At 45.1% G+C, this 19,295-nt stretch carries 18 protein-coding genes and 3 pseudogenes; 13 read left to right on the top strand and 8 right to left on the bottom strand.

From position 1 onward, the window contains the following. Positions 1-16: 16 nt before the first annotated feature. From hutG to hutP, 5 genes are all read right to left on the bottom strand, one after another. Complete coding sequence (gene hutG / locus JNUCC21_RS20550) at positions 17-967, bottom strand: formimidoylglutamase (RefSeq protein WP_108654949.1); 951 nt, start codon at positions 965-967, stop codon at positions 17-19. Then, positions 960-2,225, bottom strand: coding sequence for an imidazolonepropionase (hutI, locus tag JNUCC21_RS20545; RefSeq protein WP_150941520.1), 1,266 nt, complete (start codon positions 2,223-2,225; stop codon positions 960-962). Before hutI ends, hutG begins: the two co-directional genes overlap by 8 nt. A 1-nt stretch (position 2,226) precedes the next feature. Then, positions 2,227-3,891 (bottom strand): urocanate hydratase, encoded by a 1,665-nt coding sequence (hutU, locus tag JNUCC21_RS20540; RefSeq protein ID WP_025285522.1) that lies wholly within the window; start codon positions 3,889-3,891, stop codon positions 2,227-2,229. Further along, positions 3,888-5,426 (bottom strand): histidine ammonia-lyase, encoded by a 1,539-nt coding sequence (gene hutH, locus JNUCC21_RS20535; protein WP_025285521.1) that lies wholly within the window; start codon positions 5,424-5,426, stop codon positions 3,888-3,890. Before hutH ends, hutU begins: the two co-directional genes overlap by 4 nt. Before the next feature lie 112 nt (positions 5,427-5,538). Then, on the bottom strand, positions 5,539-5,985 hold the full coding sequence (hutP, locus tag JNUCC21_RS20530; protein ID WP_007407810.1) for a hut operon transcriptional regulator HutP: 447 nt from the start codon (positions 5,983-5,985) through the stop codon (positions 5,539-5,541). Positions 5,986-6,226: 241 nt separating this feature from the next. Here hutP and JNUCC21_RS20525 point away from each other — a divergent pair, with 241 nt between their 5' ends. The 3 genes from JNUCC21_RS20525 to JNUCC21_RS20515 all read left to right on the top strand — a co-directional run bounded on the left by JNUCC21_RS20525 (position 6,227) and on the right by JNUCC21_RS20515 (position 10,732). Continuing rightward, the gene (locus JNUCC21_RS20525; protein ID WP_072589738.1) at positions 6,227-7,633 is read left to right on the top strand and encodes a glycoside hydrolase family 43 protein; all 1,407 of its coding nucleotides are present in this window, start codon (positions 6,227-6,229) and stop codon (positions 7,631-7,633) included. A gap of 156 nt (positions 7,634-7,789) precedes the next feature. Beyond that, positions 7,790-8,713: a restriction endonuclease PLD domain-containing protein gene (locus JNUCC21_RS20520; RefSeq protein WP_063093813.1), complete on the top strand. Its 924-nt coding sequence runs from the start codon at positions 7,790-7,792 to the stop codon at positions 8,711-8,713. A 12-nt stretch (positions 8,714-8,725) separates the two neighbouring features. Then, complete coding sequence (locus tag JNUCC21_RS20515) at positions 8,726-10,732, top strand: Z1 domain-containing protein (protein WP_229040849.1); 2,007 nt, start codon at positions 8,726-8,728, stop codon at positions 10,730-10,732. A 130-nt stretch (positions 10,733-10,862) separates the two neighbouring features. On the opposite strand, the gene JNUCC21_RS20510 is transcribed toward JNUCC21_RS20515, so the two are convergent. Beyond that, positions 10,863-11,969 (bottom strand): DNA cytosine methyltransferase, encoded by a 1,107-nt coding sequence (locus JNUCC21_RS20510; protein WP_369878450.1) that lies wholly within the window; start codon positions 11,967-11,969, stop codon positions 10,863-10,865. A gap of 169 nt (positions 11,970-12,138) precedes the next feature. On the opposite strand from JNUCC21_RS20510, the gene JNUCC21_RS20505 reads away from it, so the two are divergent. The 3 genes and pseudogenes from JNUCC21_RS20505 to JNUCC21_RS20495 all read left to right on the top strand — a co-directional run. Continuing rightward, positions 12,139-12,549: a very short patch repair endonuclease gene (locus tag JNUCC21_RS20505; RefSeq protein WP_042635625.1), complete on the top strand. Its 411-nt coding sequence runs from the start codon at positions 12,139-12,141 to the stop codon at positions 12,547-12,549. Between the two features lie 133 nt (positions 12,550-12,682). Then, on the top strand, positions 12,683-13,039 hold the full coding sequence (locus JNUCC21_RS20500) for a DUF5082 family protein (protein WP_369878449.1): 357 nt from the start codon (positions 12,683-12,685) through the stop codon (positions 13,037-13,039). Positions 13,040-13,094: 55 nt separating this feature from the next. Beyond that, positions 13,095-13,859, top strand: a pseudogene (locus tag JNUCC21_RS20495) (protein rep); the annotation flags it as partial. Positions 13,860-13,903: 44 nt separating this feature from the next. Here the strand turns inward: JNUCC21_RS20495 and JNUCC21_RS20490 are convergent. Continuing rightward, positions 13,904-14,527, bottom strand: a complete 624-nt coding sequence (locus tag JNUCC21_RS20490; RefSeq protein WP_369878448.1) for a hypothetical protein — start codon at positions 14,525-14,527, stop codon at positions 13,904-13,906. A 133-nt stretch (positions 14,528-14,660) separates the two neighbouring features. Here JNUCC21_RS20490 and JNUCC21_RS20485 point away from each other — a divergent pair, with 133 nt between their 5' ends. Beyond that, complete coding sequence (locus JNUCC21_RS20485; protein WP_157680798.1) at positions 14,661-14,837, top strand: hypothetical protein; 177 nt, start codon at positions 14,661-14,663, stop codon at positions 14,835-14,837. A 199-nt stretch (positions 14,838-15,036) separates the two neighbouring features. Here the strand turns inward: JNUCC21_RS20485 and JNUCC21_RS20480 are convergent. Continuing rightward, positions 15,037-15,475: pseudogene (locus tag JNUCC21_RS20480) on the bottom strand (MerR family transcriptional regulator). A 294-nt stretch (positions 15,476-15,769) separates the two neighbouring features. On the opposite strand from JNUCC21_RS20480, the gene JNUCC21_RS20475 reads away from it, so the two are divergent. The 6 genes and pseudogenes from JNUCC21_RS20475 to JNUCC21_RS20450 all read left to right on the top strand — a co-directional run bounded on the left by JNUCC21_RS20475 (position 15,770) and on the right by JNUCC21_RS20450 (position 19,153). Further along, complete coding sequence (locus tag JNUCC21_RS20475; protein WP_042635622.1) at positions 15,770-15,949, top strand: hypothetical protein; 180 nt, start codon at positions 15,770-15,772, stop codon at positions 15,947-15,949. Between the two features lie 41 nt (positions 15,950-15,990). After that, on the top strand, positions 15,991-16,128 hold the full coding sequence (locus JNUCC21_RS20470; protein WP_369878447.1) for a hypothetical protein: 138 nt from the start codon (positions 15,991-15,993) through the stop codon (positions 16,126-16,128). 103 nt (positions 16,129-16,231) lie between these two features. Continuing rightward, a pseudogene (locus JNUCC21_RS20465) lies at positions 16,232-16,360 on the top strand (family 1 glycosylhydrolase); the annotation flags it as partial. Between the two features lie 81 nt (positions 16,361-16,441). Next, positions 16,442-16,888, top strand: coding sequence for a universal stress protein (locus tag JNUCC21_RS20460; protein WP_007407802.1), 447 nt, complete (start codon positions 16,442-16,444; stop codon positions 16,886-16,888). Positions 16,889-17,035: 147 nt separating this feature from the next. Further along, the gene (locus tag JNUCC21_RS20455; RefSeq protein WP_047936319.1) at positions 17,036-17,947 is read left to right on the top strand and encodes a DMT family transporter; all 912 of its coding nucleotides are present in this window, start codon (positions 17,036-17,038) and stop codon (positions 17,945-17,947) included. Positions 17,948-18,088: 141 nt separating this feature from the next. After that, a complete protein-coding gene (locus JNUCC21_RS20450) occupies positions 18,089-19,153 on the top strand; it encodes a polysaccharide lyase family 1 protein (RefSeq protein ID WP_369878446.1) in 1,065 nt (354 codons plus the stop codon). The last annotated feature ends 142 nt before the right edge of the window (positions 19,154-19,295 follow it).

Below are 19,295 nucleotides of genomic sequence, written 5' to 3'. Positions count from 1 at the left end.
CGTGCCGAATTTGACTTTAACGTGACAATTTAAATCCCTTTAATGCATGTAAAATGACGTGTGCGGCTGCCCGGCTTGTCATGTCGCGAAAATCAAGTGTCGGATCAACCTCAACGATCTCAATACCCGAGATGTCAGCCTCACTGGCTAAAAACCGGACCGCCTGAAGCAGTTCTTCGGTATACAGGCCTCCGGGGCCGATCGCGGGGCAGCCGGGCGCATGAGCTTGATCCAGCACATCCATATCAACCGAAATAAAGATGGCCTCGGCTCTTTTTTGAACGGCCGGCAAGACCTCTTGTATCGTTCGGAGGAGCCCTTTCTCCCGGATCATCTCCATTGTATGCACGTCTGCCTGCCGCTCTTTTACGTATTGTTCATATGCCAAGCTGTTGCTGAACTCCCTGATCCCAAGCTGAATCAGGTTTTGTCCGCTTATGATATTTTCATCTAACAGCCGGCGGAATGGCGTGCCGTTTGTCGGTCCGCCGTCTTCTGTGTTGCGGACGTCGTGGTGGGCGTCGAATTGAAAGACGGCTGTTGTTCCTTTCGTTTCCGCAATGGCTTTGATGGTGGAATAACTGATGGAGTTGTCGCCGCCGAGAATGACGGGCACCCAGTCAGGCTGGTCCGCCAGAATGTCATGAATGGTCCGATAAATGTGTTCGTGAGATGTGACGACATCCGTGACGTGAATCTGAATATCGCCGATATCGTACAGATGGTTAATGACATGCTCCCGCAGCTCCGCGGAATAAGCGGAAATCCCGCCGAGCGCCCGGCGGATCGCACCGGGTGCAAAGCAGGCGCCGGAATGGCTGATTGACGACTTAGAAAGCGGAACGCCGATCAAAGCCGGCCCTTTGATCGGTTGTCCCGCCCACGCTTCCGTCACATCGCCGATCCTTGTCACATGGCGGTCGTTGAAGAGGGAGCCGGCTTTTTGCAGAAACGGATACTTATCCAAGAGCGGCTCCCTCCCTTGAAACGACCGTCTTTCCGTTCTTGATGACACGGCGGACATGATTGACGCCGTAATGATACGGGATATACATGTAATTCGGCGCTTCCCAAATGACAATGTCAGCCGCCCGTCCGGCTTTAATTTGTCCGGCCTCTTCGCCTTTTCCGATCGCATACGCGGCATTAACGGTGACAGCGTGCCAGATTTCTTCTGCGGTCATTTTTAAATGAAGCGCGGCAATCGACATAATGAGCTGGAGATTTTCCGTCGGTGAGCTGCCCGGGTTGAAGTCAGTCGCCAAACTGACCCGTACGCCCGCATCAATCATCTCCCGGGCTCTCGCATAAGTGTGTTTGCCGAGATAGAAAGTCGTGCCCGGCAGCAGGACGGCGATCGTTCCGGAGGCCGCTAGCCTTTCGATGCCTTCGTCAGACGCCCCCACCAAATGATCGGCAGAAACAGCATGCAGCTCTGCCGCCAATTCCGCGCCGCCGAGCGGGTCAATCTCATCAGCATGGATTTTCAGGCCGAAACCGGCTTCAGACGCCTTTTTCAGGTAGTCCCGTGACTGGCTGACGGTAAAGACGCCTGTTTCTGTGAAAATATCGGCAAATTGCGCGAGGCCTTTTTCTTTTATTTCAGGCAAAAGCTGCAGCATGCGATTCAGAAATTCGTCAGGGCTGTTCCGGTACTCAGGCGGAATGGCGTGTGCCCCCATAAAAGTTGTGACAAGGTCGACCGGCTGGCGTTCGCCCAGTTTTTTGGCCGCGGTCAGCTGTTTCAGCTCCGTGTCTTTGTCGAGTCCGTACCCGCTTTTTACTTCCGCCGTCGTGATGCCGTATGACAGCATGCGTCCGAGGTGAAAAAGCCCTTTTTTAATCAGTTCTTCTTCGGAAGCGGCTTTCGTGTCTTTGACCGTTGACAAAATACCGCCGCCTTGCGCCAGAATATCCAAATAGGACATGCCCTGAATTTTTAAATTCAGTTCTTTTTCCCGGGACCCTCCGAATACAAGATGGGTATGGGGATCGACGAGGCCGGGGGTGACGAGCCGTCCCCCGCAGTCGATGATGTCTCTTGCCTCGTATCCTTCCTCCGCTCCTTGATGTCCGGCAAAAACAATGCGCCCGTCGGAAATGCCGATGACGGCATCTTCCGTGACATGAAGATCCTGCATGCTTTCGCCTGATCGGGGGCCGCCGGATTCCATCGTCAGCAGCTGGCCGATGTTGGTGAGTATGGTATCTATTTGTTTCGGCATGTTACCGCTCCTTTTTCATCGGTATCATAATGTCTTGTTCCTCGGCGACTTGAGCCGCTTTTTCATAACCTGCGTCCGCATGGCGGATGATGCCCATTCCCGGATCGCTTGTCAGAACGCGGGAAAGCCGTTGTTCCGCAAGGATGCTGCCGTCAGCGACCGCGACCATTCCCGCGTGAAGGGAATACCCCATGCCGACGCCCCCGCCGTGGTGAAAAGAAACCCAGCTTGCGCCTGAGGCCGTGTTGATCAGCGCGTTCAGCACCGCCCAATCGCCGACCGCGTCGCTTCCGTCTTTCATCGCTTCTGTTTCCCGATTCGGAGAGGCGACAGATCCGCAGTCTAAATGGTCTCTTCCGATGACGATCGGGGCTTTCAGCTCGCCGTTTCTGACCAATTCATTGATGGCGAGCCCCATCTTTTCCCGTTCACCGTAGCCGAGCCAGCAAATACGGGACGGCAGGCCTTGGAATGTGACTTTTTTCTGTGCCATGTCAATCCAGCGGTGAAGGGCTTGATTTTCTGGAAACAGCTCTTTTAATAAAGCGTCAGTGCGGTATATATCTTCAGGGTCTCCCGACAGCGCGGCCCAGCGGAACGGCCCTTTTCCTTCACAAAATAAAGGCCGGATGTAGGCGGGAACGAATCCCGGAAAATCAAAAGCATCGGCGAGACCCTCATCTTTGGCAGCCTGGCGGATATTGTTGCCGTAATCAAAGACGACGGCCCCTTTTTTCTTGAAGGCGAGCATGGCTTCCACATGCTTTTTCATACTCTGCTTGGAAAGCCTTACGTATAATTCAGGCTGATCCCGGCGCAGACGGTCGGCCTCTTCAAGTGAGTATCCTGCCGGAATATAGCCGATCAGCGGGTCGTGAGCGGAAGTCTGATCGGTCACGATGTCAATATGGACGCCGCGGTTCAAAAGCTCATGATGCACCTCAGCCGCATTGCCGAGAAGGCCGATCGATAAAGGCTCTCCGGCTTGTCTGGCTGCTTCGGCCCAGCGCAGCGCTTCGTCAATTGATGCGGTTTTACGGTCGCAATAGTTTGTTTCCATCCGTTTATCAATCCGTGTTTCATCCGCTTCAACGGCGATGACGACGCCATCATTCATCGTGACGGACAGCGGCTGGGCGCCTCCCATTCCGCCAAGTCCGGCCGTCAGCGTAAGGGTTCCTTTCAGACTGCCGCCGAAATGCTGTCTCGCAAGCTCAGCAAAGGTTTCATAGGTGCCTTGCAAAATGCCTTGTGAGCCGATATAAATCCAGCTTCCGGCCGTCATCTGCCCGTACATCATCAGTCCTTTTTTCTCAAGGTCATGGAAATGCTCCCAATCCGCCCATTTCGGCACGAGAACCGAATTAGCCAGCAGGACGCGGGGCGCGCGGCTGTGCGTGCGGAACAATCCGACCGGTTTTCCGGATTGGATCAGCAGTGTTTCATCATCTTTTAACATTTTGAGGGAACGCTCAATCGCGTGAAAAGCATCCCAGTTTCGTGCGGCCTTGCCTATGCCGCCGTATACGATCAGATCCTCCGGCTTTTCGGCAACCTCCGGGTCAAGGTTGTTTCGGAGCATGCGGAGCACGGCTTCCTGCTCCCATCCTAAGCATTCAAGTTCGGTGCCGCGGCCGGCGCGGATTGATTTCTTTACATCAGTCATCTTGTAAGTCCCCCTTCATTGGTCATCAGTTTTTGGTGATGCTCATTCGGCAGAAAAGACTCCTTCTTCAGCCAGTCACTCAGATGCTCGATGTCATAAGAAAACACGCGGTCTTCTTGTATGGACGGCACGATGTTTCTCATTTCGTGATAGAGCTGTTTTGTGTACGAGGCGCAATGTTCCGCACCCCGGTACTCCACGGCCTGCAGCGCGCAAATAGCTTCAACGGCAAGCACCCGTCTCGTATTCGCAATGATCTGGTAGGCGTGCCTTGAGGCGATGGTTCCCATGCTGACGTGATCCTCCTGGTTTGCCGATGAAGGAATGGAATCGACACTGGCGGGATGGGCCAGGGTTTTATTTTCTGACACGAGGGAGGCCGCCGCATATTGCATGATCATCGCTCCGGATTGTAAGCCGGGCTGAGGGCTCAGAAAGGGCGGCAGGTCATTCAGCTGCGGATTCACAAGCCGTTCGATCCGGCGTTCAGAAATATTCGCAAGCTCGGCCGCCGCCACTTTGAGAAAATCCATGGCAAAGGCGATCGGCTGTCCGTGAAAGTTTCCGCCTGAGATGATTTTGGCGCCGTCTTCGAAAATGAGCGGGTTATCTGTCGCGGCATTCATCTCAATTTCTAATTTTTCTTTTACATACGCTAATGTCTGCCATGATGCGCCGTGGACTTGAGGAATACAGCGGATCGAATAGGCGTCCTGGACACGCAGCTCCCCTTGGACGGTCGTCAGCTTGCTGTCTGACAAGTAATAGCGGATTCGCTCTGCGACATCCATCTGTTCCTGATAACCGCGGGCGGCATGAATGTCCTCGTCAAACGCATCGATAATACCCTGAAGGCCTTCGATCGTTAAGCTCGCGATCCGTTCCGACTGATAGGCCAGCTTTTCGGCTTCGAGGTAAGCGATCAGCCCCATCGCGGTCATGGCCTGCGTTCCGTTGATCAGCGCGAGCCCTTCCTTAGAGGTCAGGACGGCCGGCTGAAGGTTTGTCTTTTCTAAAGCATGAGCTGTCGGCATCCGGGCCCCTTCGTAAAAGACTTCGCCTTGACCGATAAGCGCCAGTGCGAGATGAGAAAGCGGCGCCAAATCCCCGCTCGCCCCCAGTGACCCTTGCTGCGGGATGACCGGGTGAATGCGATGATTGAGGTACGCGAGCAGTTGATCAATCAGCTCAGTCCGCACGCCGGAAAAGCCTTTCAGCAGGGCATTGGCGCGCAAAAGCAGCATGGCCCGCGATACAGATTCCGGAAACGGATCACCGACGCCGCACGCATGAGAAAGAATCAGATTCAGCTGCAGATCCGCGGCGTCTTCTTTTTGAATCAGCACATCGCTGAACTTGCCGAATCCCGTCGTAATCCCGTAAATGGTCTTCTCTTCCTGAACGATCCGTTCAACCGCCGCCCTGCTTTTTTTCACACGTTCCATGCTTTCGGCAGATGCTTGAACCTCTTCAAAATCAAACAGCACACGCTGGGCATCTGCGGTTGTCAGTGAGGAACCGTCTAACGTCACCATCATTTCAACCCCTTTTCCTTTACTTTGGTAAAGCGCCCATACAAAAAGGAGCTATGCCATGAAAATGATATTTCACGCATAGCCCCCTATCATCTGAAATCTATGGGCTGATTCATATGTGATTAATTCCGACTCCGAATGTTTCGTGCTCAAGCCCCTTAATCGGAGCCCCGATCGTGCCGTAAAGTGAAACGGCGATCCAATCGCCTTCCGCCTCGCTTTCATACGGATTTCCCCGCAAGACGGCAAACTTCAGGCCCACGGTACGAAGCAGCGAGCCAAGCAGCATTTCGCCCCTCGTCACTCCGTGCAAAGCTTCCATTGTGGCGTGATACAGCGCATGTGATTCGCGATAACCCTCAGATTGAATGACGCCGCTCTTTTTGGAAGCGGTTTCAATTGCAGCTACCACCTTATGCGCATCCATTGAACCCACCCTGCCGAGACAGACTTTCCAGCCGTCCCGTTCCAGCCGTCTGATCTGCTGGTTTTCTTCAGTCTCATGAAGCAGAAGAAGGACGGACAGTCGCCCGATGCGGCGGTCTTTGTGTAAGGTCATATATGCTTCACTCAATTCTTAAATATTCTGATAACTAGTAACTGTTTTTTATATTAAGTGTTTGCGAATCAGAAGTCAAAACTTTTTTTCCAGTCTTTCACAAATCAGATTGTTATCGAAGTAAAGCGGTACATCGCGAAGCCGGCGCTGTTGATCACATATTTCCGCCATCCGCATCATAAAATGGAGCGTTGTCTTGAAAGCGTTTTAAGAAAAGAAGAGAGCGAGGAGATTTCAGAAAATGAAAACCAGTTTCTTTCGTGTGTGCCTGGTCTCAGCAGCGGTCATCGGGTTCACTCTGCCACAGGCAAAAGCCCAGCATCCGGTTTTTTCAGAGGTCAGCGTGCATGATCCGTCCGTCATCAAAACAGGCGATACATATTATGTATTCGGCTCGCATTTGGCTTCCGCCAAGTCGAAAAACCTGATGCAGTGGCAGCAGATGTCTTCAAGCGTCAATCCCAATAATCCCCTGATCCCGAACGTCTACACCGAATTAAAAGAGACATTCGACTGGGCCCAGTCTGATACGCTGTGGGCGCCGGACGTCGCCCAGCTGTCTGACGGGAAATATTACATGTACTATAACGCCTGTAAAGGAGACTCGCCGCGATCCGCTCTCGGTGTCGCCGTGAGTGACAAGATCGAAGGACCCTACAAAAACAAAGGCATCTTTTTGAAATCGGGCATGGAAGGAAAAAGCGAAGACGGCACGACGTATAATGCAAACGTTCACCCGAACGTCGTAGATCCGCAAACGTTTTTTGACCATAAAGGCAAGCTCTGGATGGTGTACGGCTCTTACTCCGGCGGGATTTTTATACTGGAAATGAATCCGAAAACCGGTTTCCCGCTCCCGAACCAAGGCTACGGAAAAAAACTGCTCGGCGGAAATCACAGCAGAATCGAAGGCCCGTACATCAGCTACAATCCGGAAACGAAATATTACTATCTGTATCTGTCATTCGGCGGACTTGACGCAGCCGGCGGTTATCATATGCGTGTGGCGCGTTCCAAAAATCCGGACGGTCCGTACTATGACGCCGCAGGCCATAACATGCTTGATGCCAAAGGAAAAGACGGCAGTTTCTTTGACGACAAAGCAATTGAACCGTACGGGGTCAAACTCATGGGCGGCTACAGCTTCGCCTCACAATCTGAAAAAGGCACGGGCTACGTATCGCCGGGACACAACTCCGTGTTTTACGACGGGAAAACGAAACGATCATACCTCATTTTCCACACCCGTTTCCCGAACAGAGGCGAAGAGCACGAAGTCAGAGTACATCAGCTGTACATGAACAAAGACGGATGGCCCGTTGCAGCGCCATACCGCTACGCGGGAGAACCGGATACACACATTCCGGCGGCCGCCGCATCCGGAACCTACAAACTCATCCAGCACGGAAAAGACATCACAGCTACGATCAAAACCCCAAAAAACATCCGGCTTAACAACGACGGCACCATTTCCGGGGAAATGACCGGAACCTGGACAATAACGGACAGCAGCAAAGCCCGAATTAACCTGAACGGCACAAACTATGACGGCGTCTTCCTGAAAGAATGGGACTCAGAGAGAGAGAAAGAAGTTGTGACGTTTAGTGTGCTGAGCGGTGATGGGGAGGCTGTTTGGGGAGTGAAGTGACTTTGTAATGCATTTGTAAGTACTAGACTAGTTTTATCCAAAAGAGATATAATAAGTATGTATATGCAATTAACGCAAATCTAATTCTTAAACTTTAGTCCTTGAATAATGTTTTTAAAATAGGAGGGAAGTTCTATTCTTGTATACAAAGATCGTTTGTTTAATAATATTATACTAAATCCATATAACAAAGGAAGAAGAAAGCTAAAAGTGATTACTGCTTATGCTTCCCCTACTTTTTTACATCATGTACTATATGCACTTAATGAAATTGAAATTGAAATGTACATCGGTATGACTAAATATCAGCCAATAACAGTATGGGATCACAAAGAATACTTAAAAATGGCGAGTGAAACTAATAGATTAAGTGTAAATTATTTTTATGGAGAGAGACCTGTCCACTCTAAAATTATTTATTGGGAGCAGGAGGGATTATTTGCATCAGAACTAGCTTTTGTTGGATCTGCAAACTTTACTAGAAATGGCTATGTTAATTATAGCGAAATAATGGCAGAGGCTGACCCAATAGAAATAGGCAATATTTTTAAAGATGTTGGAGAGTATATAGATTTTAAGCAACCTAATATAGAAGAGTATATTACATTTACATATCAGTCTGATTTAAAAAGTTCAGAAAAAGAAGGGTCTGGGTTAGGGAAAATAGTAAAAGAAAAAGAATATAAACATTTTGATTTTCCGTTAACTATCAAAAGTGATAGAAGGAAGATTCATCAAAAATCAGGGTTGAATTGGGGACAGCGTCCGGATAGAGAGTCGAACCAAGCCTATATCCCTATTCCTAAAGAAGTTTATACAACTGACTTTTTTCCAGATAAGAAAATGCAATTCAATTTGATAACAGATGATGGAGAGAGTTTTACATGTGTAGTAGCGCAAGAAAACAATAAAGCTCTTGAGACACCAGAGGATAATAGCATACTGGGAAAATACTTCAGAAAAAGACTCAACGTACCCTTAGGCAGTTTTGTTAGGGTTGAAGATTTAGATAGGTATGGGAGACATCATGTCACTATATATAAAATAAATAATGAAACTTATTTTATGGATTTTAGCTAAGGGAGAAATATAATGATTCGATCTGGATTAAGTAAGGTTGAGAAGTTCAGCAGAGTCCTAAAGAGAGAATTAGCAGAAGAGGAAATCAATAAGATAAAAAAAACAGCTGAAGAAATGAATGAAAAGATAGGGCTTCCTAATAATGAAACCCGCCAAGGTTTACTGTTTGGACAAGTACAAAGCGGTAAAACAAATAATATGTTGATGACAATTGCTCAAGCCTCGGATAATGGCCATCGTTTATTTATCATACTGACATCTGACAACCTGTGGTTGTATGACCAGACCTTAGAGCGTGTTCAAGAAGCACTCCCCGGGTTACTTACTCTTGGAAAGGATTCATGGGGAATTGAATCAATGACCTCTAGAATTCAAACAGCGTTAAACCATAACGGAGGAGTTGTTTTAGTTACCACTAAGAATAAAAAAATATTACCTAAAATGCAGGAGTTTATTAAAGAGCACATACCCCGGAATACAAGATCAGTTATATTTGATGATGAAGCAGATCAAGCGAGCTTAAATACGTTTGCCAATACTGAAGTGCAGGATAAATTAAGTGAAGTAAGTGCTGCTATTGTTAACCTTAGAGATTTTTTTAACAATCATGTCTATGTTCAAGTAACCGCTACGCCTCAAGCACTGTTATTACAAGGCGCAAACAAAGAATTTCGACCGGATTTTATTGTGAAATTCAGTCCCGGCGCAGGTTATATAGGGGGAGAAGCGTTCTTTGAAGAAGGTGCCGGTGCTCTCAAGACATTTGCAGACTCAGAGATTGATGACATAATGAACGAAGAATCAGATATTGCTCCCCATACAAAGGGGCTCGCTATCCCTACCGGTTTAAGACAAGCCCTATGCACTTTTTTTATTGGAGCTTCGATTAAAATTTGCAATGGAGAAGGTACAAATTATACATTTCTTTGTCACGTCAGTCATAAACAGGACGACCATCGAAGGTTAGAGACGATGGTTAATGGCTTTATTACAAGTCTATCTAAGGCTTTACACGAAGAGAACCATGAAACAGAAAAAAATATTGTATATACTTATTTAAATGAAGCTTATCAAGATTTGCTGCAAACTAACAGCAGGACGCCTTCATTTGAATTAGTTATATCGGAGCTAGCTGATAACATAACCAGCACGCAGTCACAATTAATTATTTCGGGGAGTCATTTTAAAAAACCTAGATACAGTTCCCCATTTAATATTCTAATAGGAGGAAATAAATTAGGCAGGGGAGTAACAGTTAAAAGGTTATTAGTTACTTATTATGGACGTTCCAGCCAAGCGCCAAAAGTTGATACAATTCTTCAACATGCCAGAATGTATGGTTATAGAGAACGAGATTTAGGTGTTTTAAGATTTTTCACATCGTACTCAATAGCTGAGATTTTTACAGAAGCCTATCTTTCTGAAAAAAGATTAAGAACAGTAATTAATAAGGCTGATTCTAGTGACCTTCAAGCATTAGTTCTATCAAGGACAAAACACTCTTTGCTCAGGCCGACAAGATCGAATGTTATCTATCTGGATTCTGTATTATTTTATATGTCAGGAAAACGCTATTTTCCTAGAAATCCATTGGTAAGTAATGTGGGTTTGTTAGATCAGTTATTAGAAGATTATAAAGATCAGCAAGGGCTGGAAATGATAACGATTCAAAGATTGATAGAAATCGTCAATCTAACTAAGTCTAAAAATATTGAGGGCAGCAGCTGGGATGATGAAGCAATTTTAGCTTGTTTGAAAAATATGAAAGAGATGTATAATAACCGTGGCTATATTGCCGTACGCAGAAACAGAGACATAAAAAAGAATGCCAGAACAATGCTGTCATCGGATGATAATTTATTATTCAATCCGCATGGTCCGACTTTAATTATGTATAAGTACATTGGATCTGCGAATAAAGGGTGGTCTGATGACAAACCTTTATGGGTGCCTAATTTAAGGTTCCCAGATGGAAATACCTATTTTATGTTTTCAACTAATGACATACCGAACGATTAAAAATGCTATAAAAGGACGGGACTGATTTTAACGATTGAACATTGATTAAAAAAGGGGGTCAGTCCCATTTTTTTATTTTTAACAAATGAAAAACTTGCAAATGTTGTCATTTGCAAGTAACGATTGTATTTTAGATGAGAAATGGAACTTTTTCCTCTTTAACTAACTCTTTAAAAGTCCATTTGGGCTCAATGGAGTCATATTCAATTCCAGCAAACGTTTTTAGTATCGCTTCTGCAATAATTTGAGCAGCTTTTGGAGGGACAGCCATGCCGATTTGCTGTCTTACCTTTTCTTTCTTTCCTTCAAATATAAAATGATCAGGAAAGGTTTGCAGGCGTGCCCGTTCTCTATTGGTTAAGGCGCGGGGCTCTTCCCAATGGTATACGTGAGTGCCGCCGCCCCCGCTTCCAGTCACCGTATAAGATGGTTCATCCGGATGAAGACGTTTATAAATCTGACTCATTCGGGCACCTTTCACTTTAAGTCGTAATTCTTCCGGGATGCCCTCATACCAAGCGTTCTTTCCGGGAGGAATATAATTCAGCATCTCAATAGTTTTTTGATTATGTTTCGTAGGCTCGTGATTTTCAGTAAAATCAAGAATAGGCGGATTATTGAGTGCGTCGTATGCAGTAACATACTGATTAGGAGTAGTAGGAGCAGGAATTTTGAATTCTAAATTCTGGTCTTTTCTGATACCTACTATAATAATACGGTGTCTTTTTTGCGGTACGCCGTATTCCTCAAATTTATATAAGTGAGGAGTAATTGTATAACCCATCCCCGCTTCTCCCAGTTCCCTCAATATCTGAATAAAAGCTTTACCTTCATTTGCACTTTGCAGACCGCCCACATTTTCAGCAATAAAAAATTTCGGATTATGATAATTGAGCACCTTCACGCCATATGAGTAAAGAGGGCCGTAATCTCCGCTCATTCCTTTATGTTCTCCAACTATACTGTAATCATTGCAAGGGAATCCAAAGGCTAATGCATCTATAGGAGGGAGGCTTTCTATATCCAATTCTTGCACAGGACCCTCAATTACTGACGGGTCATCAATATTTTTGCAGATATTTCTTCTGTATGTTTTACATGCAGATTCGTCATAATCATTAGACCACTCATGTTTTATGCTGTATTCATTACCGGAACTGTCAACGACACGGGCACTTGTAATTCCTAAAGACAGTCCTCCTGGTCCGCTGAACAATTCTCCTTTTCGGAAGATCATATAAAAACCTCCATTTGTTGATCTCATACACATTATAAACTATAACACATCTTAACGCTAAAAAGAGAACGTTTGTTTCGCGAATTTAAAAGGAGAAAACTTTTGTTTTAATAGAAGATTTAAATGTTTTCATTGAGGGAAAACTTTTACAAATCGGGAGGGGAATCGTATGGCTGACACTCATACAAAAGAACAAAGAAGAAAGAATATGCAGGCAATTAAAGCAAAATCAAAATTAGAAGATAAAGTATCCGCAGCCTTATGGAAGAGGGGGCTGCGATTCAGAAGAAATGTTTCATCTCTTTTTGGTAAGCCAGATATAGCTATTAAAAAATACAAAATTGTTATCTTTGTTGATTCTTGCTTTTGGCACGGATGCATCTCTCACGGAAATCAGCCAAAAAGCAACAAAGCGTATTGGGAGAAAAAGCTGAAGCGGAATAAGGAAAGAGATCAAAAGGTTACTTCCTACTATATAAAAAATGGCTGGCATATATTAAGGGTGTGGGAACATGCTTTTAAAGAGAATTTTGAAAGAACAATAGATGAGATAGAAACTTTTATAAAAACGAATATGTAGATAACTGATTATAAATTTTCCGGTGATAAACAATTCCTTTTACCTATTCATCCAAATAAACCCATAGTGTAACATGAAAATAGTCTATAATGCCCAAAATTTATAAGCGAGGTGTTTACTTATATTAGCAGAGATGAACACATTACATTCGGCAAGAGCCGACTTTGCTATAAAACAAGAGCACATTCATGCCCTGAAACAAGTCAGACATGAAATAACAAATTTAAAATATGAGTTTTCAGATATCAACCATTTGATCAGTCAGCCTCATTTATCCCCGCATACGTGGAAAGGGAGCCATGCAAAGGCCTTTGAAGAGGTTCGCGAAGATATGGCACATGCCTGGGCTGATATCAAAAAGGACCAGGTGAACGGGATAATTGAACGCATTAATGAAAAGATTTCTATATTAGAGGGTGACGTGCATACACTTCAGCACAGAATACGATCAATTGAGAATAAGATCCGAAAACAAAAAGAGAAGAGATGAGGTGCGATATGGGACAGGAGATCAAGATGGATTTCCATATGGTAAAGCAGGGGACAAACTGAAGCTGTATCAAGCCCATTTTTGCAAAGTGAGGTTATGCCCTATGTGTGCGTGGCGCCGGTCGTTAAAAATTGCTTATCATAATAAATTAATTGTAGAAGAAGCTAACCGGCAGTACGGTTGCGGGTGGATTTTTCTCACGCTGACTGTCAGAAATGTAGCAGGAGAAGAGCTGAAGCCTAAGATTTCTGACATGCGGTACTTGGCTATTTTAGAGCTTTAGAGATTACTAAAAATCATGAAGAAGATACATATCATCCGCATTTTCATGTGTTATTGCCTGTGAAGAGAAGTTATTTCGGCAAAAATTATATCAAGCAGGCAGAATGGACAAGTCTTTGGAAAAGGGCGATGAAACTGGACTATACGCCGATTGTTGACATTCGAAGAGTCAAGGGAAGAGCTAAAATTGATGCTGAGCAAATTGAGAGCGATGTGCGGGAAGCCATGATGGAGCAAAAAGCAGTTCTCGAAATTTCTAAATATCCTGTTAAGGAGACGGATGTGGTGCGTGGCAGCAAGGTGACGGATGATAACTTAAATACTGTGTTTTACTTGGATGATGCGCTTTCTGCGCGAAAGCTGATCGGGTACGGCGGCATTTTGAAGGAGATAGGAGATACATAAAGATCTGAACCTTGAAGAGGCGGAAGACGGCGATCTGGTTAAGATTGATGAGGAAGACGATGAGGTGGCAAACAGCGCTTTTGAGGTCATGGCTTATTGGCATCCCGGCATCAAAAATTACATAATCAAGTGAAAGGGAGCAGGCCATGTGGCTTGCTCTCTTACTTTGTGGAACCGTTATTCAATACAAGCAGAAACGATGGCCGTAATGCCAAAGAAGTCCATTATCGCCTCTTTTATTTCAGGGCTGGCTTTTGAAGCTGCTTTGGAGACTGCTTTGTTCCAAGCGGTTTTTTTACTGCGGTATTTTTTCTTGTAATAATTGTAGTACTGATATGTTTTAGTGACGAATGTCTTTACTCCACCCAAGGCTTTTATTGCCTTTTTGATCTTTAACAATTTTGCAGGAGCGAAAGCTAGGCTGGCAAGTGCGGTACCAACAGCACTTATACAACCTAGGACACCTTGAGTCTTGAATGGTTTGTCCGATTGATGAAGCTCAGTTGCAGCGGCGTTCATATCATTGATTAGCGATTGATCATCGATGTTATTTCTGAACCAATTTAAAATTGCATCAGAACCTTGGTTGATCACTGAGTCAGGTATGTTTTCAATTGCGTATAATGCTTTTTGACTAGAAAGCAAACTTGAAAATTCTTTTTCGAGATTAGTGTCTCGAACTAATGATTGATTATTCGGTGATTCAGTAGCTTTAGCGGCTGTCGTTCCAAGGATTGAAAATAAAAACACTGAAACAACTGCCAAAATAATTTTACTTCTGTACTTTAGAACAAATTTCATATTATCCCCCTTTTTTACTTAAAAATACCTTGTAAATTATAAACCATTTTACCGCTTGATTCCATAGCAGAAATTGTGTCATGATGGATTTTGGTATATAAAGTGTTTAACAGAGAGAGTGAGGGGATCAGCAATGAGTGACAAAAAATATGAATCTATACACTGGTTTGCGTCAGTACTAGCGTTTTTATTAATAATTTTGAATAGCTTTTTTATAAAAATTGAGGGTGTAACTGTTGGTATTGCGATTGTATACATAGTGATCATGGGAATTGTTAGGAGTACATGGAAAAAAGCTAAAATAGATTAAGCAGGCCTTCAGGCCTGTTTTTTTATTGCGGTGCAAAAGAGAAAAAATTGTTATGCATGAGTGAAAAAATAAAAAAGTGGACTCGGTGAAAGTCTCCTTTTTTGTAACACGCCTGACGGAAATCGAGAGATTTAGCATGTACACAGGGTTGTGTGTATAAGTGCGCCATTTTCCGTGTGTTCTATTTCCAAAATTGCCACTACTTTTTTTGTTTAGTGGCTGCGATCATTCTTTGTGTCTCTAGCGACTTCCGTAATGCCGCAGTGAGTGTCTCGTGTCTTTCATGCTGTCTTTTTTCGAATTGTTCCATCCTTGAATTCTTCCTTTCGCTTTATGAATTCCACCAAAGGATTGTCCTGTAGCGATGTAGCGGTATCCGATATGGTCAGTTTTGAACGATACAGGCTTGCTATATGCTTTACCGTTTCGTCGAGTGAGTGTCCATTGATCTTAGTCATTGTACATAGATACTCTAAAGTCTTTACGTCATCTTCGGTATAGAGTCGCCATCCTTTCGAATCTTTATTGAACGAGTAGCCTTGTTCTTCAAGCATACTGGCATACTTGCGGACAGTCACCGGCTCTATACCGAGGTGTTTTGCGACGTCCTTGGACGATAATTTGACTCCCATATCCATCACGAATCACCTCGTAAAATAGGTTCGCTATGGCGAGGTCAGACACCTTTAAGTATTGCACCCTTTATTATGATTTGAGTTGTTTTGAAAAGGGTGCATTTTAAAAAACGCTGCATACCTAAACGAGAGGAAAAATCCAGTTATGACAGGGGACTGACTGGGTTCTTTTGTGTTTGAGTTTGATTTGGAATTTAGGAGCGGTCACGGAGTGCCCAGTTATACGCACCAAATAAATTGGGGCGTGCTGGCGAAAATGACCCGCAGGGCCTTTTGATAAAGAGGAGGGGGGTAGCAATGCAAGAGATTGATTTTGAAACAGGGATGAAATATGTAAGAGCAACCCTTGGCTTTGAGGGCTTAGTGCTGACGGAAGAAGAGGAAAAGCTCTTAGAAAGGCGGTTTCATGGAGAAATCACAGAAGAAGAATACATACGAAAAGCGCTAGAGCTGTCTTATTCCGGTAGTTCAAAATAAGGGATGTGAAGTTTTCGAGGGGTTGGGAAGGAGCCGAAAAAATGAATGTTGATAAGAAGAGGGAAATCCAAAGAAAATATAAAGAGCAAATGCGAAGGAAAAAAGTGACCTACACTGTAGAAGCAGTGGTTGTTACTGCGATTGTTGTGTTAATTATTTTTTTTGAATTGCGTTATTAAAGGATTTTAGGGAAGCAAGCGAATAGGGCGTGAGTCAACGGTAACCGGACCGTAGGGAGGATTAAGGAGTTGACTCACTCAGCGCCACCCGAACCCTTTTAGAATGAAAAAACGCTACGGCTATATCTATGTCGACCGCGGCAATGACGGAAAAGGCACGTTTGAAAGAAAGAAAAAGAAAAGTTTTTATTGGTATAAAGACGTCATCGCCACAAACGGAGAAAGTCTGTAAGCGCAATGTTCCGGAGAAAGCCGGCAAAATTGACATTCAGCAAAGAGAGGAGGACAATAAAAGCAGAAAGGCGGGATTCATATGTTTAAAAAAATTCTTGCAGCAGTAGACGGTTCAGACATGAGCAATAAAGCCCTGGACGCAGCCATCCATCTGGCGAAAGAACAGCAGGCTGAACTCACCATTCTCTATGCGGGACGTGAAGCCGTTGTCTCCACATCAGCTTTAACCGGGATTGTCTATGTTCCGGAAAACTTCATTGAAGACATCAAACATGAAGTCGAGCAAAAAGGAGCAGCCATTCTGGAAGATGCCAAGCAGAAAGCGGCAGAAAGCGGAGTAAATGCGGAAAGCCTGTACGTCCAAGGCGAACCTGCGCATCAAATTTTAAACATAGCGAAAGAACAGCATTTCAATCTGATTGTCGTCGGAAGCCGCGGAATCAGCGGATTTAAAGAAATGATGCTCGGAAGCGTGAGCCATAAGGTCTCACAATTGTCTCCTTGTCCTGTACTGATCGTTCATTAAACAGAAGACCCTGCTGATGCGGGGTTTTTTTCATGAGAAAAGACCGCCGGCTTTCGAAAAATAGGGTGAAATCTTCCTCTGAATCAAGTAAAATGGCTGTTAGTATTTGTCTGAATAAACAGTCAATGATATGGAGGAAGCAAATCAATGCAAGCTGAACAAACATCAAATGCCGTCATCAAAATGGTCATTTCCATGGTCATTTTCGGATCAATCGGCTTTTTCTCGGAACATACGAATGTGCCTTCAATTGAACTGGTCTTTGTGAGATGTCTGTGCGCCTCATTGTTTCTGGGCGTTTGCTGGTTTGGTTCCGGACGGTACCGCACCGAACAATGGAACCGGCGGGAGGTGCTGCAGACACTGGCCTGCGGATTTTTTCTCGTGCTGAACTGGGTGTTTTTATTTAAATCGTTTGAGGAGACATCAGTGACGATAGCGATTTCCGTTTATCATTTGGCTCCGGTTCTCGTCCTTCTTCTGGGGAGCCTTATATACCGGGAGAAACTGCATATTGTGTCCGTCAGTTCCATCGTAATTTGTTTTCTGGGCACCGCTCTGATTTCCGGCATCAACGGAAATACATCATTTTCTCAGCTGATGGGATCGGGTATTATTTGGGCCGTGCTGGCCGCCCTTTTTTATGCTTTTACGACACTGGCCGGGAAAGGCATCAACAGTCTCAGTCCATATGCGGTCACCTGTTTGCAGACCGGGTTGGGCGTTATCATTCTTCTCCCGTTCGTCCGTTTCGGCGCTTTTTCTGATTTGTCGCATGTGAACTGGATCATGATTGTGTCGACCGGTATCATCCATACGGGAATTGTGTATTTGCTCTTTTTTGACAGCTTGCGGTTTTTATCCACCCGGTTTATTTCAATCATCGTATTTCTTGATCCGGCGGTGGCGATTGTGCTTGACACCGTATTTACGGGATTTCGCCCCGACCTTTATCAATCTTTGGGGATTGTGTTGATTTTTGCTGGAATGGCGCTGTCCCTGATTCGAAAGCAAAAAGCCGTGCCGGCGGAAACTCAGGCAGACAGCACCCGTATATAGGCGGCCGTACCGGCTGCTTTTTTTATTTTGGGGCTTTTCAGCCATAACGAAAAAGCAGACAAACAGATCATGGAAAAAGAGGATAGTAATTGTATAATACTTCTTGTGTTTACAATTTAAGAAATTAAAGGAGTGAAGGGCATGATAAAAAAGACGCGTCATCTCGCTTTCTTGGCTGCATTCGGATTTGCGCTTTGTCTGGCCATCGTATGTTCCGCATCAAAGCAGGCAGAAGCGGCAGCGGCTTATCCGGATGTGATGCAGGGACTTACCGGATTCGCGGGCAATGCGAAGGATCATAACGGAAAAGCAAAATCCGCCGTATCGGGCGGCCAGGGCGGCCCCGTCGTCTACGTCAGCAATCTCAATGATTTGAAAAACAATGCGGGCGGAACGGACCGCAAAACCATCGTCATCACAAGTGATATTTCTTCCCCGGGTAAAGCCGTTGTGACAGTCGGCGCCAATAAAACCATCGTCGGCTCTTATACCAGCCACAGGCTGACCAACGTCTATCTGACCACCGGCTCCGGCTCAAACAATGTGATTTTCAAAAATCTCATTATCAGCCATAGTGCCGCCATTACGGGCAACAACGACATTCCGATGTACATAGCGAACGGACAGAATTACTGGATTGACCACGTCTGGTTTGAAGGACACAGCTACAATCCGAACAGCCACAGTGATTTGGGAAAGCTTCTGTATGTCGGCGCCAAAGCGGATTTTGTGACGCTGTCTAACTCTAAATTCACAGATCATCTGTACGGCCTGATTCTCGGTTATCCGAATGATGATAACGAAGGACGCAATTATATCGGCTATCCGCATATGACGATCACCAACAACTATTTTAATAACGTCTATGTGCGTTCACCGGGCCTGATGAGATACGGCTATTTTCACGCGAAAAACAACTATGTGACCAATTTCAATTTAGGATTCACCATTCATACAAACGCGACTGTCTTCTCAGAAGCCAACTATTTCGGTAACGGAAATGAAAAAGGCGGAATGATAGACGACTACGGGACGGCCCAATTCACCGACACCGGTTCATTCCCGTCGCTCAAAGCCCTGAAATCACCGCGCACCGGCTGGAATCCGAGATCAAATTACAGCTACGGCACCCTTTCAGCCCAGGACGCCAAAAACTTCGCCCAATCCTACGCGGGAGCGCAAAATACAAATCTCCGCTATCCATAATACGAAAAACCGCCGGCTGCCGGCGGTTTTTTTATATGAATAAAAGGTTCAAAATCCCTATAATCCTTAAAATAACCTTAAATACCTAGGAAAATATTGATAAACAATTTCAATAATATTACTATTGTTAAGCCTATATTAC

The organism is Bacillus sp. JNUCC-21, from assembly GCF_041222765.1.
GTDB classification, from domain to species: domain Bacteria; phylum Bacillota; class Bacilli; order Bacillales; family Bacillaceae; genus Bacillus; species Bacillus velezensis.
Note: the sequence above shows the minus strand (reverse complement) of the source record. Positions and strands in the feature narration are given on the sequence as shown.

Excerpts from the sequence above, each read along its gene's own strand:
- hutI (WP_150941520.1), bottom strand. The coding sequence starts at position 2,225 with ATGCCGAAACAAATAGATACCATACTCACCAACATCGGCCAGCTGCTG.
- hutU (WP_025285522.1), bottom strand. The coding sequence starts at position 3,891 with ATGACTGATGTAAAGAAATCAATCCGCGCCGGCCGCGGCACCGAACTT.
- hutH (WP_025285521.1), bottom strand. The coding sequence starts at position 5,426 with ATGGTGACGTTAGACGGTTCCTCACTGACAACCGCAGATGCCCAGCGT.
- hutP (WP_007407810.1), bottom strand. The coding sequence starts at position 5,985 with ATGACCTTACACAAAGACCGCCGCATCGGGCGACTGTCCGTCCTTCTT.
- JNUCC21_RS20525 (WP_072589738.1), top strand. The coding sequence starts at position 6,227 with ATGAAAACCAGTTTCTTTCGTGTGTGCCTGGTCTCAGCAGCGGTCATC.
- JNUCC21_RS20515 (WP_229040849.1), top strand. The coding sequence starts at position 8,726 with ATGATTCGATCTGGATTAAGTAAGGTTGAGAAGTTCAGCAGAGTCCTA.
- JNUCC21_RS20510 (WP_369878450.1), bottom strand. The coding sequence starts at position 11,969 with ATGATCTTCCGAAAAGGAGAATTGTTCAGCGGACCAGGAGGACTGTCT.
- JNUCC21_RS20505 (WP_042635625.1), top strand. The coding sequence starts at position 12,139 with ATGGCTGACACTCATACAAAAGAACAAAGAAGAAAGAATATGCAGGCA.
- JNUCC21_RS20500 (WP_369878449.1), top strand. The coding sequence starts at position 12,683 with ATGAACACATTACATTCGGCAAGAGCCGACTTTGCTATAAAACAAGAG.
- JNUCC21_RS20490 (WP_369878448.1), bottom strand. The coding sequence starts at position 14,527 with ATGAAATTTGTTCTAAAGTACAGAAGTAAAATTATTTTGGCAGTTGTT.
- JNUCC21_RS20485 (WP_157680798.1), top strand. The coding sequence starts at position 14,661 with ATGAGTGACAAAAAATATGAATCTATACACTGGTTTGCGTCAGTACTA.
- JNUCC21_RS20475 (WP_042635622.1), top strand. The coding sequence starts at position 15,770 with ATGCAAGAGATTGATTTTGAAACAGGGATGAAATATGTAAGAGCAACC.
- JNUCC21_RS20470 (WP_369878447.1), top strand. The coding sequence starts at position 15,991 with ATGAATGTTGATAAGAAGAGGGAAATCCAAAGAAAATATAAAGAGCAA.
- JNUCC21_RS20460 (WP_007407802.1), top strand. The coding sequence starts at position 16,442 with ATGTTTAAAAAAATTCTTGCAGCAGTAGACGGTTCAGACATGAGCAAT.
- JNUCC21_RS20455 (WP_047936319.1), top strand. The coding sequence starts at position 17,036 with ATGCAAGCTGAACAAACATCAAATGCCGTCATCAAAATGGTCATTTCC.
- JNUCC21_RS20450 (WP_369878446.1), top strand. The coding sequence starts at position 18,089 with ATGATAAAAAAGACGCGTCATCTCGCTTTCTTGGCTGCATTCGGATTT.